The organism is Halalkalicoccus sp. NIPERK01, assembly GCF_030287405.1.
In the GTDB taxonomy this organism is placed as follows: Archaea; Halobacteriota; Halobacteria; order Halobacteriales; family Halalkalicoccaceae; genus Halalkalicoccus.
Window position 1 is genome coordinate 448,417 of record NZ_JASVVV010000002.1, and the last position, 13,630, is coordinate 462,046.

Below are 13,630 nucleotides of genomic sequence, written 5' to 3' on the forward strand. Positions count from 1 at the left end.
TGTACTACTGTGATGGGTTGTGTAACCGTGCGGATAGGACCTCTTCGGTCACCGTATCCGGGAGGTAAGAGGTCCCAAACCCGCGATATCGGGAAGACTGGGGATAGCGCGCGCGTGTGTACGACCGTGGAGGAAGGCCTATGGAGCTGATCACCCTCCTCTTGCTCGTGACGGGCGTGGTACTCGCCATGACGATGCTGACGAGCGTGGTCGTGATCGGGCTGGACTCGATCAGTGACGCTCGCGCCGAACTTCGGTACCAGATCCGTGAATCGGGACCGTACATCGTCGGGCTGGGCGTGATCTACATGCTGAACAAGCTCGCGCACGAACTGAGCGAGCCGCTCGCGGCGGTGATCGGCGTCAACATCACGGACACGCTGGTCGCGCTCGAGGGAGGGTTCGTCGGTCAGCTACAGGCGCTGTTCCCGGCGGAGGCAGTCTGGTACTTCTCGTTCGTCTACGTGTTCGGCTTCGCGTTCCTGTTGATCTTCCCGATCATCGCGTACCTGCTGTTGCCGACACAGCGGTACCTGAAGGAGCTGCTGGTCGCCTACATCATCAACTACAGCGCCGGCACCGTCTTCTACACGCTCTTCATCGCCTACGGACCGCGCAGGGCGCTGCCGGACGTCGTCGCCCAGCCGATGTTCGAGCGGTTCCCCGAGATCATGACGCTGACGGCGGCGATCAACACGAGTTCGAACGTCTTCCCGTCGCTGCACGCCTCGCTCGCGATCACCGTCATGCTGCTCGCGTGGCGAACCCGCGAGCACTACCCCCGCTGGCTGTGGGTCTGTGCGGTGTTCGTCGTGAGCATCGTCATCTCGACGATGTACCTCGGCATCCACTGGCTGATCGACGTCCTCGCCGGCGTCGTCCTCGCGTTCGCGAGCGTCTACCTCGCCCGGCGGTTCGTCACGTGGGCCGAGAGCAAGGACCTCCCCGACCCCCGAGCGCGTATCGAGGCCGAGACCCAGGACTGAACGGATCAGACCCCCGGATACGGATCCGATACCCGACGTCGCGTCTACGAGAGGTTCGTGACCCGTCCCGGCTGTTCATCGTTTTTCGGACGGCGTTCGCATCGACAGTCGTGACCACGAGTCGTTCGAGCGGCGCGTCGGAACGAGGTGTTCGTCGACCCTTCGAAAAGCGATCGACGCCCCCGACGCCTCACACCGTCGGTCATGGGAGTATGACCGTCGGTGGCACGAGTCACTCTCGCCAGCGCAGCTACTCCCCGTCGTTGCCACCGACGATGGCGAGAGGTATGACCGACAGAATCAGGTCAACTGGATGTCGTCGAGGTCGAAGTGCCGTTTCGCCAGCGTGCGGGCGGTCTCGATGTTCCGTCCCTCCGAACCGATCGCGACGCCGCGGTCTCCCTCGGCGACCTCGGCGTACGCCACGAGGGTGTCGTTCTCGCTGATCGTGACGTGATAGACCGCCGCCGGCGCGAGCGCGTTGGCGACGAACGCCTCGGGGGTGTCGGCGTCCTCAACGAGATCGACGTCCTTGCCCAACCGCTCTTCGAGCCGGTGGACGGTCTTCCCGCCGGGGCCGATCGCCCGACCCATCTCGCCGACGCCCACGACGAACACCAGCCGATCCCCGTCGATCACGCAGTCGGTCGCGGTCGCGCCGGTTTCGTCCTCGAAGGCGGCGATGTACCGGCGCGCGTCGTCCGAGAGGGTCCGGGCCATCTAATCCGAACTGGTCGGCGACCCGATCGACCCCATCCGCAGGTCGACGTCGCCGGTCCCGAGCTTGATCGGCTTGCCGACGATGACGTTCTCGATCACGCCGTTGAGGTCGTCGACCTCGCCGTGGATCGCCGCGTCGAGCAGGTGGTTCACGGTGACTTCGTATGCCGCGCGCGCGAGCACGCTGTCCTTGTTGCCCGAGATCCCGTGGCGCCCGATCGACTCGATCGTTCCACGTGTCGTCATGATGTCCGCGACGAGCATCAGGTGGCGGACGTTCACGTCGTCGAGGCCCTGCTCGCGCAGGGTGTCCATCGTCTCGTTGATGATGGTCTCGCGGGCGGCCTCGACGCCCAGGTTGCGGTAGATCTCGTGGATGTTGTTACACGTCGTCCGCGAGGAGTCGACCCCCTCGATCGAGAGCACGTCGCCGAAGGCCGACCCCTCGGTGTAGAGGACGAACTCCTCGCCCTCGCCGGTGTCCTCCTTTCGCACGACGACCCGGGAGACCTCCTCGATCCCCTTGAAGACGATCTCGCGCAGCTCCTCGACCAGCTGGAGGAGGTCCCGGTAGCTGGGCTGCTCGGGGCCGAACTGGATCGCCGTCCCCTGCTGGACCGTCGACACGCCGAGGGAGTCCTCGATGGTCCCGGCGACCTCCTCGGGCGTGAGGAGGCGCTCCTCTAAGGTGTCGGCGTTCAGGTCGATCTGGACGTTCATGTCCGCGACGTTCGTCGAGACGTCGCCCAGCGCGAGGATGCGCGTCGCCTCGATGTTCCAGACCACCTCGTGGGCCTTCTCGCGGTCGGTCGCGTACTCGTCGTCGAGGTAGACCGTCATCATCGGCGTGTCGGGCGTCTTCCGGGCGTCGACCAGTTCGATCAGCCGCGGAAGCCCCTGCGTGACGTCGATCTCCGCGACGCCCGCGTAGTGGAACGTGTTCATCGTCATCTGCGTCCCGGGCTCGCCGATCGACTGCGCCGAGACGGTCCCGACGGGATCCAGCGGGTCCACGCGGGTGTCGAGGTACTCGCTCTCGACCGCGCGGGCGATCTCGTCGGCCTGTTCGGTGCTCACGTCGCGCGCCTCGATCGTCTCGTAGACGCGGTCTTTGAGCCGCCGGGGCAGGTCCGTGTCCTCGACGACCGCCTCTACGTCCTCGCTCACGTCGTACTCAGTCATCTGATTCGGCCTCCATGGTGCTGCTCATGCGCCGTGCGTCCGCGTGCTCCGAGAGGTTCGTCGACGGCTCGCGCCGGCCGAGGAACCGCTCTTTGTCCTCCTCGGAGTCGAACTCCTCGTTCAGGACGCGCTCGGTGATCGCCTCGACGTCGAGGTCGTTGTCGGCCGAGGAGGACACGCGAACCGGCGAGGTGCCGTCCTCGCCGAACTCGAACTGGACGATCTTGTCGGAGGTGTCGCGCACGGTGCCGTCGTACTGCGTCTCGAGTTCCGAGAGCGCGTTGATCAGCCGGCGCTGGAGGTAGCCCGACTTCGACGTTCGGACCGCGGTGTCGACCAGCCCCTCGCGTCCGCCCATCGCGTGGAAGAAGAACTCCCGCGGGGTGAGCCCCGCCCGATAGGAGTTCTCGACGAACCCGTGGGCCTCCGCCGAGAGGTCGCCCTCCTGGTAGTGGCTCAGCGTTCGGCCCTCGTATCCTCTATTGATTCGCTCGCCTCTCACCGCCTGCTGGCCGACACAGCCGGCCATCTGCGTGAGGTTCAAGAGCGAGCCACGCGCGCCCGACTCGGCCATGATCACCGCGGGGTTGTCGTCCGCGAAGTGGTCCTCGGCGATGTCGCCCGCGCTGTCGCGGGCCTTGCCCAGCGTCTGCATGATCTTCATCTCGAGGGTCTCGTCGACCGTCCGGCCCGGAAGCGACTCGAGGTCGCCGTTCTCGTAGGTCTCGATGAGTTCCTGAACGCGGTCGTAGGCGTTCTGAATCGCCTCGTCGATCTGCTCGCCGGCCTCCTCGGGGATCGACTCGTCGTCGATCCCCAGCGAGAAGCCGAAGTGCATGATCGCACGCATCGCCAGCGAGGCGACCTCGTTGACGAACACGCGCGCACGCGTCTCGCTGTACTCCTTGACCAGCCGGTCGACGACCTCGCCGCCGAAGGCGCCGACGCCGTCCTCGTCGACGGTCCCCTTGATCAGGGTGCCGTCCTCGATGACGACGGTGTCGCCCGCCGAGGAGGTGAACTCGAGGTCGAGTCCGTCGGGGAGCAGCTGGGAGAACAGCGTCCGGCCGGTCCAATACGGGCCGGCCTCGTCCTCGCCGTCGGGCTCGGGCAGCTCGTCGACGCTCGTCCCGCGCAGCATGTCGAGCGCCTGCGTCTCGTTGAACCGCGGGTTCTCGTGGGTCAGCAGATACAGCCCGGAGATGTGGTCCTGGATCGCCCCGATAATGTTCTCGCCGAATCTGGGCGAAAGGATCTGTTCCTGGACCCGCATCAGCACGCGCGCCTCCGCGCGAGCCTCCTCGCTCTGCAGCGCGTGGAGGTTCATCTCGTCGCCGTCGAAGTCGGCGTTGTACGGCGGACACACCACGGTGTTCAGTCTAAAGGTCTTGTACGGCATCACGACCACCTCGTGGGCCATGATGCTCATTCGGTGCAGCGATGGCTGGCGGTTGAAGATCACGATGTCGCCGTCGACGAGGTGTCGGTTGACCTCCCAGCCGGGCGCGAGGCTCTGGATCTCCGCGGCCTCGTCGTCGAGGCCCGCGAGCGCCTCGCAGTTCTTCTCCGTTACTTTGAGCCGGCGGCCGTCGGGCCGCCGGACGTAGTTCGCGCCCGGGTGCTCGTTTGGCCCGTTGGCGACGTACCGGCGGGCCTGCTCGATGTTTCGCTCGGTGACGACCATCGTCTGGGTCATCTCGTTCGCGACGTGTTTCGGAACGCCGACCTCGTTGAGCGAGAGCGTCGGGTCCGGGCTGATGACGGTCCGGGCCGAGAAGTTCACGCGCTTGCCCGAGAGGCTGTTACGGAACCGGCCGTCCTTGCCCTTCAGGCGCTGGCTGAGCGTCTTGAGGGGACGACCGGAACGGTGACGTGCCGGGGGCGTCCCGCTGATCTCGTTGTCCATGAACGTGGTGACGTGGTACTGCAACAGCTCCCAGAGGTCCTCGATGATCAGCTGGGGCGCGCCGGCCTCACGGTTCTCCATGAACCGCTGGTTGATCCGGATGATGTCGACCAGTTTGTGGGTGAGGTCGTCCTCCGATCGCTGGCCGTTGTCGAGCGTGATCGAGGGTCGGGCCGTGACCGGCGGGACGGGGAGAACGGTGAGGATCATCCACTCGGGGCGCGACTTCTCGGGGTTCATCCCCAGCACCTCGATGTCCTCGTCGGGGATGTCCTCGAACCAGTCGCGGATGTCCGAGGGCATCAGCTTGTTGAGGTCCTCCTCGGTGAGGTCGATCCCGAGGGCCTTCTCGATTGCCTCGCGGTCCGCCCGCCGGGGGCGGAACTCGCCCGAGAGGATCTGGTTGATCCGCGAGACGTCGATGTCGGTCTCCTCGGCGAGTTCGGGCGGGGTCGTCGCCTCGTCGTCCTCCTCCTCGCCGGGCTGCATCGCCCCCGCGATCCGCTCGGAGTACTCGCTGGTCAGGACCTGCTGGACCTCGTAGTAGGTCGTCGGCTTCTCGTGTTGGATGTCGAACTGGACCTCCCCGCAGTGGGGACAGGTGTCGGCCTTCCGGGCCTGTCGGATCGCGGCCTTGGTCACGTCGTTGACGTCGTCGCCGAGTTCGCGCGTTCGGACGAGTTCCTCGCGGAACTCCTCCTTTTCCTCCTCGGTCAGAAGCAGGCGCGAACACTCCCGGCAGGTCCCCCGCAGGAGGCGACGGATCAGCTTCGTGAAGCCGACGTGGATCACTGGAGCAGCGAGTTCGATGTTCCCGAAGTGGCCGTTGCAGGCCCCCGAGTGCTTCCCACACGTCTTGCACTCGAGTCCGGGGTCGATGACGCCCAGTCGGGGGTCCATCAGCCCCATGTCGATGGGGAAGCCGTCGTCGTCGTAGGTGTCGGCGGTGATGATCTTCGTCGCGCTCATGTCCCGGTACTCCTCGGGATCCATCAGCCCGAAGTCGATGTGGTCGATCTGTTTGGGTGTGGTTTGTGGTGGCATGTATTGGGTAGTGGGGAGTTAGACGGCCTCCGACAGTTTGAGTCGCGGGGCGATGCCGAGCGCCTTCATCTCGTCGAGCAGCAGGTTGAACGCGTAGCTCATCTCGATCTCGTGGATGTCGGTCTCCTCGCCGCAGTTCGGGCAGTAGACGCGCTGTTGCTGGACGTTCTCGACGGCGGTCATCCCGCAGTTCCCACAGACGTCGATGTACTCGCGGTCCGAGGAGTCGAGCAGGCGCTCTTTGAGGACCATCGCCGCGCCGTGGCCGATGACGGTGTCGCGTTCCATCTCGCCCACCCGGAGACCGCCCTCGCGGGCGCGGCCCTCGGTTGGCTGGCGGGTCAGCACCTGCACCGGCCCGCGCGAGCGGGCGTGCAGCTTGTTCGAGACCATGTGGTAGAGCTTGTGATAGAGGATGGTCCCGACGAAGATCTCGGCCTCGATCTTCTCGCCGCTCACGCCCGAGTACATGACCTCCTTACCCGAGGACATGAAGCCGCGTTCCTCGAGCGAATCGCGCAGTTCGTCCTCGTCCCGGCCCGAGAAGGGCGTGCCGTCGACGCGCTGTCCCTCCAGCGAGCCGACCTTCCCGCCGAGCATCTCGAGGACGTGGCCGACGGTCATCCGCGAGGGCAGGGCGTGGGGGTTGACGACCAGGTCGGGGACGACGCCCTCCTGGGTGAAGGGCATGTCCTCCTGGGGTGCGATGTGGCCGACGACCCCCTTCTGGCCGTGCCGGGAGGCGAACTTGTCGCCGAGTTCGGGGATGCGCTCGTCGCGGACCTTCACCTTCGAGAGCTTCGAGCCGTCCTCGCCCTCCATCAGGGTGACGGTGTCGACGATGCCCGACTCGCCCGAGCGCATCGTCACGCTCGTCTCGCGGCGCTTCTGGGGCGAGAGCCCGCCCATGTCGTCGGGCTCCTCGAGGAAGCGCGGCGGGGAGGTCTTCCCGAGGAGGACGGAGCTCTCGTCGACGTCCGTCTCGGGATTCACGAGGCCGTCCTCGTCGAGGTGGGTGTACGCCTCCTCGCCGCGCGCCCCGCGGACGTCCTCGCCGGGGATCTCGAAGCGGTCCTCCTGTCCGCCGGGGTATCGGCGTTCCTCGCCCTCGTAGGTCCGGAAGAAGTGCGACCGCGCGAGCCCGCGGTCGACCGACCCGCCGTTCATCACGAGCGCGTCCTCGATGTTGAACCCCTCGTAGCTCATGACCGCGACGACGAAGTTCTGGGCCGCGGGGCGCTCGTCGAACCCGATCTGCTCGGTGGTCTGGGTCTTGACCATCGAGAGCTGCGGGTAGTGAAGCAGGTGCTGGCGGGTATCCGGTCGAATTCGGTAGTTCGCGCTCGGCAGGCCGAGCGACTGTTTCATCATCCCCGACCCCATCGTGATCCGGGGGGAGGCGTTGTGCTCGGGGTACGGGATCATCCCCGCGCCGATCCCGAAGATGAGTTGGGGGTCGAGTTCGAGGTGGGTGTGTGCGTCGGTCACCTCCTCGCGGTCGACGGCGACGTAGATGTCCTCCTCCTCCTCGGCGTCGATGAACTCGACGTAGCCGTGGTCGACGAGCGTGTCGAACCCGATCTCGCCGTTCTCGAGCGCCTCGATCGCCTCGTCGGTGATCAGGGGTTCGCCGCCCTCGACGACCAGCAGCGGGCGGCGTGCGCGCCCGGCGTCGGCGTTGATCACGACCTCGCGGGTGCGGTCCTTGACCGAGACGTTGACCATCTCGCTGACCTCGCCGCGTCGTCGCGCCTCTCTGACCTGTTCTGCGAGCTGTTCGGGGTCGGGGTGGGTGCCGACCAGACTGCCGTTGACGTATACCTTCGCGTCTCGTGCCTGTGCCATGGTGTTAGTCGTCCGCGGGCGTTCGCGTGGTCGAGTCGAGGCCCGGAATGCCCTCGACGCCCATCGACGCCAATTCTCGTTTGAGTCCCTGTTCGTCCTCGATGTTCTGGGTCAGCTCCATCGCCTGCGCGAAGTTCTTCACCAGCCCACAGTTGGGCCCCTCGGGGGTCTCGGAGGGACAGATCCGACCCCACTGGGTCGCGTGGAGGTCGCGCGCCTCGAAGTGCGGTTGCGAGCGGCTGAGCGGCGATCGGAGCCGCCGGAGGTGCGAGAGCACACCCATGAAGTCGGTTCGGTCGACGAGTTGGGAGACGCCGGATCGGCCGCCGACCCAGTTACCGGTGGCGATGGGGTGTTCGAGGCGTTCCGTGAGGACGTCCGAGCGAACCACGGTGTTCACCGAGAGCTGGCGGTTGCGCATGTTCGCGCGCTCCAGTTGGTACTTCACGTCGCGTGCGAGCTTGTTCAGCGCCGTCCGGAAGAGGTCGGTCATCAGGTCGCCGGACACTTTGAGGCGCTTGTTCGCGTAGTGGTCCTTGTCGTCGGATTCGCGCCGCTGCAGCGCGAGTTCGAAACACGCCTCGGCCATCCGACAGAGGTAAAACGCCTTGTTGATCCGGACGTCCTCGTCGGGGACGCCGTCCTCGTGGAGGTGGGGAAGCAGGTAGCGGTCGATGACGTAGTTCGCGCGCTTGAGCTGGTAGTTCTTGCCCTGGCCCGAGGCGACGCGCTTGCCCAGCGTCTCGATGGCCTCCTCGGTGGTCTGGACGTCGGCCTCCTCGAGGTTTTCGAGCATGAACTTCACGATCTCGGGGTCGTCGGAGACGCGATGAACGATCTCCTCGTCGGATTCGAGCCCGAGCGCGCGCACCAGGGTGACGAAGTTGATCGAACCCGAGACGCTCGGGAACGAGACCTCGAGCAGCCCGTCCCGGCCGCGCTCACACAGCACGAGCGCGCGGTAGCCCCGGCGCTGGCTGAACGTCTTTGCGACCTGGATCTCGTCGCCGTACTTGCTGTCGTACTCCGCGAGGATCTTGTTGGGCGCGAGGTCCTCGCTGGTCATGAGAACGCGCTCGGAGCCGTTGACGAGGAAGTAGCCGCCGGGATCCGCGGGATCCTCGCCGATGTCGATCAGCTCCTCGTCGGTGAAGCCGTCGATGTTACACTTGTCGGAGCCGACCATGATCGGCATCCGCCCGACCTTGGTCTCGGTCGAGTCGACGACCCGCTCCTCTTCCTCCTCGCCGCCCTTGACGATGCTCATCTCCATGAACACGGGGGCGGCGTAGGTGATGTTGCGAAGGCGGGCTTCCTGTGGATACAGGAGTTCCTCGCTGCCGTCGGCCTCCCGAACCCGGGGCGTGACGACCCGGACGTCGCCGAGTTCGACGTAGACGGGCTCCTCGCCCTCCTTGTCTCCGATGTCCGTGTCGATCGTCTCCTTCTCGTCGACGACCTGCTGCATCCCCCGGTTCAGGAAGTCGTTGAACGAGCGGAAGTGGTGTTCGGCGAGTCGTTCCTTCGAGAAGTACTCCTCGGAGATCGTCCGGCGGTGTGTGGCGTCCATTATTCGATCACCAGTCGGTAGACGATGGCTCGATCGGTCGTCCGTGACTCGCGGACGATCTTCACGACGTCGCCGACCTCGGCCTCGTCCGGCAGCGCGGGGTCGGTGCGTTTTATCTTCGGGAGGTCTGTGCGTTTGATGTCGTACTCCGCGAGCACGGCATCGAGTTCCGCCTCGTCCATGAGGCTGTGCTCCGGTACCAGAGTGTGGTCACTTACGTCCATGTGTGTGCGGTGTCTGACGGCTGGCTGGCGAGAGAAGCTGCTGTCACGAGATACTACAGACACGTACTGGCGGCGGGCATTTAAGCGTTTTCAAAAGCGACCGGCGCGACCGCTACTCGCAGCGCCCGCCGTGGCGGGCGCGACCGACGTCGGTCGTCTGCTGTCCGTTGCAGATATCGCCCGATACGTCGGGGACCGGAATGAGTGTTTTGGGTTCCCGGCACACGGATGCCTCGTTTGGAAAGCCTTAAGTCTGCAAGCCGGAAAGGTGGAGATGCGTTCGCCCGGATGGTGTAGTGGCCCATCATACGACCCTGTCACGGTCGTGACGCGGGTTCAAATCCCGCTCCGGGCGTTTCCGGATCCACCTCCGCGAGCGACGGCCGAACTCGTCAGGTCAACGCGTCACGATGTGTGTGAGGACCACCAGTGCGGCGGTCGTCCCCGCCATCAGCGGCCACGAGAACTCGACGGCGCCGACGAAGTCGAGGCCTCGCAGAACGGCGTAACAGAACGTCGCCGAGAGGACGACGTTGAGAACGAACACCACGCGCGGGTCCCCCTGAGAGCGGGCCATATCCACGCATCCGACAGCGACGACTTAGCCGTACCGACCGCGCTCCCAGTCGATCCATCCCTGTTCCCAGCCGTGTCGTCGCTGGGCGTGGCGTTCCGCGAACTCGCGGTCCTCGCGTTCCGTCCGGTTCCGTTCGAGCGTCCCCGGCTGTTGGCCCTCTATGAGGAGGGGCCGAAAGGCGACCGGACAGACCCGTTCGAGGACCTCGCCGCCCGAGTCGAGCGCGACGAGCGTCTGCTCGCCCGCGCCCATCGGCATGACGAGCCGGCCGTCCTCGGGGAGCTGATCGAGCAGCGCGCGCGGCGGGCGGACGGCGGCGGCCTCGACGAGGATCCGGTCGAACGGGGCGTACTCGGGGAGTCCGCGCGAACCGTCCCGGCCGTCGACGAGCACCTCGCCGTAGCCCGCGCGCTCGAGGTTCCGGCGGGCGGTGTAGACCATGTTGCGGTCGATGTCGACGGCCTGGACGTTCGCCGCGCCGACGACCTCCGCGAGGACCGCGGCGGTGTAGCCGACGCCGACGCCGACGATCAGTACGGAGTGGCCCTCGCGGGCGTCGAGCGCCTCGAGGAGGCGGGCGGCGGTGCTGGGTGCGAGGGCGGTCGTCCCGTCGACCTCGGTCGCGCGGTCGGCGTAGGCGACGCGCTCGTCGACGAACGCCTGGCGGGGCACGTCGCGCATCGCGAGGGCGACCCGCTCGGTATCGAGGACGGCCTTCGCCTCGTGTTCGAGGCTGTCGACCATGTCCTCGCGCAGGACGGCGGGGTCCATGTCGGCCCTCGGCGGTCCAGCCCTAAGAACCGCGCGCTTTCACGGACGGCCGGTACGATCATATCGGAGCCGGTACCAGTTTCGGGTATGGCCGACTCTGACACCCTCACCAACGCGCTGATCGGCGCGGTCGTCACGGCGATCCTCTCGTGGTTCGTGCCGCTGGCACCGATCGCCGGCGGTGCGGTCACCGCCTACCTCCAGGGCGCGGAGCCGGAGAGAGGGGTGCGAAACGGCGCGCTCTCCGGGCTGCTCGCGCTCGTTCCACTGGGGTTGCTCGGGCTGGCCATCGTCGGATTCGTCGGGCTGTTCACCCTCGATCCGGTCGGGACGGCCGTCTCGCTGGTCGTCGTCGTCGCCGCTCTGGTGGTGGGATCGCTGTACGTCGTCGGGCTGAGCGCGCTCGGGGGCTATCTCGGTGCGTACCTCTACGAGGAGTACGGGACGCCCGAGAACGGGACCCGAACCGACGAGCGCCTGTGATTCGGTTTTCCGATCCGTCGTTGGAGTCGTACGGCGAGGATCAGCCCCGGATCGAGACGAACCGCACCGCGCCGTGGGCCTCGCGCTCGGCGATCCCCTCGTCGCCGACGCGGGCGCGCACGAGTCGCTGGGAGAACTCGCCGACGGGCGCGAGAACCGTGCCTCCCGAGCGAACCTGTTCCGCTACGTCGTCGGGGATCTCGGGTACCGCACAGGTGAAGTAGGCGGCCTCGTAGGGCGCGTTCTCGGGCCAGCCCGCCCGGCCGTCGCCCTGTCTGATGCCGACCCGGCCGTAACCGATCCGCTCCAGCGTCTCCCTCGCCCGCCCGGCGAGGTCGGAACTGAACTCGACGGAGTAGACGTTCTCCGGGCCGACGACCTCGCTCGTGACGGCGGCGTGATACCCACAGCCGGTGCCGATCTCCAGCACCGAATCGCCCGCCTCGACCCCGAGCAGGTCGGTCATGATCGCGACCATGTGGGGGGCGCTGATCGTCTGGTCGTCGCCGATGGGCAGCGGGCGGTCGGCGTAGGCGCTCCCCCGTCGGGACTCGGGGACGAACGCGTGGCGCGGCACCGCCTTCATCGCCGCTATCGTGGGCTCGGAGAGGCCCTCACGGCGGGCGAGCCGATCCGCGAGTTCCTCGCGTGCGGCCTCGTAATCCATGCTCACCAGGCGGACCACGCAGTGGGTGAATCGTCCTCGCCGTAGAGGCGTTTGACGTCCTTCGCCGGTACGGAATCGCCGTCGAAGTCGAACTTGTCCCGGTCGTAGCCCGTCGCGTCGCGTTTGACGTGGATCCCCGTGACGACGAACTCCTCGCCGGCCATCTCCTCGCGCTCGCCGACGGTGAACTCGTGGTCGCCGGGGACCCCCAGCTTGACGCTTCGGCTCTCCTCGCGGTTCTCGTTGGGGTGGACAGTGAGGTTGACCGAGACGTTGTCGACCGCACGGGTCCACAGGGTTCGGATCTCCTCTCCGTAGGCGCTCTCGACGCGCCTGTCCTCGTCGAGTTCGATGCTCGTGATCCGCACGAGCAGGATCGCCTCCTCGGTGTCGAGGACGAACTCCTCGCCGACGGCGAGTTCCTCGTGCTCTGGCACCTCTGCGCTCGCCGAGAAGGACTCGTCGTCCTGTGAGACGATCACGTCGAGGTCGGCCTCGGTCTCCTCCTCGATTCGCGTCTTGTGGGTGTGGCCACAGGCCGTACACCGGACCGTCGCCTGCCCGCCCGGTTTCAACACCTCGTGGACCGTCTCCTCGTCGGGCGAACACGAGGGACAGACAAGCGCCACCTGGCTCGCTGTGTTGCTCATTGGAGGGGAGTAACGGGCCGCGCTATAAAAGTCGTGTGCGCTCGGGTGGACCCCGCTCACTCGACGCGTGGAAGCTCCACTTCCACGTCATCCGCATACACGGTCGGCTCCCGGAGAATCCCGTCGGAGTGGATCGGAGCGTCGGTATCGCCGCCGATGCCCGCGTCGTCGCCGATGGCGACGTGGACCGTCCCGGCGGCCTTCTCGTCGAGGAGGACGGAACCGACCAACTCCGTCACTGCGAGGTTCGTCCCGATCCCCAGTTCGGCGAGGTTGTAGGCGTCCCGGCCCGCCTCGTCGGCCGCTACCTCCAGTTCCCTGGCAACCTCGGGATCGCTCACCGAGGTGACGTAGCCGTCCTCGACTTCGATCGTGATCGCGTGATCCAGCAACCCGTGGGGGTGCATCGTCCCGTCGACCACGTAGGTCCCGTTCGCGGTTTCGGGGCTGACGAACACCTCTCCTGCTGGTAAGTTCGAGAAGTCGCCCGAGCGATGAACGATCCCCGTATCCGCGAGCCACTCGCGCTCGCCCGGCTCGAAGGTGACGTCGGTCCCCTGCGGCGAGGTCACGCGGACCTTTTCGGCGTCGGCTACCTGCTCCAGGACCCGCTCGCACTCCTCGTGGATGCGCTCGTAGTCGGCGTCGAGGCCGGTGACGAAGACCTCCTCGGTGATCCCCGGAAGGGTCGCGGCCCGCGCGCCCGCGTCGGTCGCCGCGCCGCGCGCGCGGGTGTGGCTCAGGCTCTTCGTGGTCGGTGCGAGCACCACGTCGGCCTGCCGCATCGCCGCGGCGACCGGTTCCGGTGGTTCGGCGCCGTGCTGTGGACCCGGCGGGTACGTGAGCACGACCGCGTCGTCGGTGATCCCGCGGGCGACCTCGTAGAGCGCCTCGCCGATTCGTCTCCTGTCATCGTCGGTGACGATCAGACACGACTCGTCGGACCGAAGGGCCATACACTGGCGGAGCGCGGTCTCGGCTGCGGGTCGAAGATCCATGTCGGAG

General features: G+C 66.7%; 13 protein-coding genes and 1 tRNA gene. 3 read left to right on the forward strand and 11 right to left on the reverse strand.

Annotated features, from left to right (window positions below; translation table 11 throughout):
* Window positions 1-140: 140 nt before the first annotated feature.
* Window positions 141-986 (forward strand): phosphatase PAP2 family protein, encoded by an 846-nt coding sequence (locus tag QRT08_RS08410; protein WP_286045493.1) that lies wholly within the window; start codon window positions 141-143, stop codon window positions 984-986.
* A gap of 300 nt (window positions 987-1,286) precedes the next feature.
* Here QRT08_RS08410 and QRT08_RS08415 read toward each other — a convergent pair whose 3' ends face one another.
* From QRT08_RS08415 to QRT08_RS08440, 6 genes are read right to left on the reverse strand one after another with little or no spacing between them, the layout of a single operon-like run.
* On the reverse strand, window positions 1,287-1,706 hold the full coding sequence (locus QRT08_RS08415) for a NusA-like transcription termination signal-binding factor (RefSeq protein ID WP_286045494.1): 420 nt from the start codon (window positions 1,704-1,706) through the stop codon (window positions 1,287-1,289).
* Window positions 1,707-2,888, reverse strand: coding sequence for a DNA-directed RNA polymerase subunit A'' (rpoA2, locus tag QRT08_RS08420; RefSeq protein ID WP_286045495.1), 1,182 nt, complete (start codon window positions 2,886-2,888; stop codon window positions 1,707-1,709). It abuts the gene before it with no gap.
* Window positions 2,881-5,838 (reverse strand): DNA-directed RNA polymerase subunit A', encoded by a 2,958-nt coding sequence (locus QRT08_RS08425; RefSeq protein ID WP_286045496.1) that lies wholly within the window; start codon window positions 5,836-5,838, stop codon window positions 2,881-2,883. Before QRT08_RS08425 ends, rpoA2 begins: the two co-directional genes overlap by 8 nt.
* Before the next feature lie 18 nt (window positions 5,839-5,856).
* Window positions 5,857-7,683: a DNA-directed RNA polymerase subunit B gene (rpoB, locus tag QRT08_RS08430; RefSeq protein ID WP_286045497.1), complete on the reverse strand. Its 1,827-nt coding sequence runs from the start codon at window positions 7,681-7,683 to the stop codon at window positions 5,857-5,859.
* 4 nt (window positions 7,684-7,687) lie between these two features.
* The gene (locus tag QRT08_RS08435) at window positions 7,688-9,253 is read right to left on the reverse strand and encodes a DNA-directed RNA polymerase subunit B'' (RefSeq protein WP_286045498.1); all 1,566 of its coding nucleotides are present in this window, start codon (window positions 9,251-9,253) and stop codon (window positions 7,688-7,690) included.
* Window positions 9,253-9,477: a DNA-directed RNA polymerase subunit H gene (locus QRT08_RS08440; protein WP_286045499.1), complete on the reverse strand. Its 225-nt coding sequence runs from the start codon at window positions 9,475-9,477 to the stop codon at window positions 9,253-9,255. Before QRT08_RS08440 ends, QRT08_RS08435 begins: the two co-directional genes overlap by 1 nt.
* A gap of 282 nt (window positions 9,478-9,759) precedes the next feature.
* Here QRT08_RS08440 and QRT08_RS08445 point away from each other — a divergent pair.
* Window positions 9,760-9,832: transfer RNA gene (locus tag QRT08_RS08445), tRNA-Asp, on the forward strand.
* A gap of 42 nt (window positions 9,833-9,874) precedes the next feature.
* Here the strand turns inward: QRT08_RS08445 and QRT08_RS08450 are convergent.
* On the reverse strand, window positions 9,875-10,054 hold the full coding sequence (locus QRT08_RS08450; RefSeq protein WP_286045500.1) for a DUF8107 family protein: 180 nt from the start codon (window positions 10,052-10,054) through the stop codon (window positions 9,875-9,877).
* A gap of 24 nt (window positions 10,055-10,078) precedes the next feature.
* Window positions 10,079-10,825 (reverse strand): protein-L-isoaspartate O-methyltransferase family protein, encoded by a 747-nt coding sequence (locus QRT08_RS08455; RefSeq protein WP_286045501.1) that lies wholly within the window; start codon window positions 10,823-10,825, stop codon window positions 10,079-10,081.
* A gap of 87 nt (window positions 10,826-10,912) precedes the next feature.
* Here QRT08_RS08455 and QRT08_RS08460 point away from each other — a divergent pair, with 87 nt between their 5' ends.
* Window positions 10,913-11,308 carry a DUF5518 domain-containing protein gene (locus QRT08_RS08460; RefSeq protein ID WP_286045502.1) on the forward strand — a complete coding sequence of 132 codons (396 nt, stop codon included), beginning with the start codon at window positions 10,913-10,915 and terminating at the stop codon, window positions 11,306-11,308.
* Window positions 11,309-11,348: 40 nt separating this feature from the next.
* Here QRT08_RS08460 and QRT08_RS08465 read toward each other — a convergent pair whose 3' ends face one another.
* The 3 genes from QRT08_RS08465 to QRT08_RS08475 are packed head-to-tail and all read right to left on the reverse strand — an operon-like array spanning window position 11,349 to window position 13,623.
* On the reverse strand, window positions 11,349-11,975 hold the full coding sequence (locus QRT08_RS08465) for a protein-L-isoaspartate(D-aspartate) O-methyltransferase (protein WP_286045667.1): 627 nt from the start codon (window positions 11,973-11,975) through the stop codon (window positions 11,349-11,351).
* Window positions 11,976-11,977: 2 nt separating this feature from the next.
* Window positions 11,978-12,625: an HVO_0476 family zinc finger protein gene (locus QRT08_RS08470; protein WP_286045503.1), complete on the reverse strand. Its 648-nt coding sequence runs from the start codon at window positions 12,623-12,625 to the stop codon at window positions 11,978-11,980.
* Window positions 12,626-12,681: 56 nt separating this feature from the next.
* Window positions 12,682-13,623, reverse strand: coding sequence for an aminopeptidase (locus QRT08_RS08475; RefSeq protein WP_286045504.1), 942 nt, complete (start codon window positions 13,621-13,623; stop codon window positions 12,682-12,684).
* Between the last annotated feature and the right edge of the window lie 7 nt (window positions 13,624-13,630).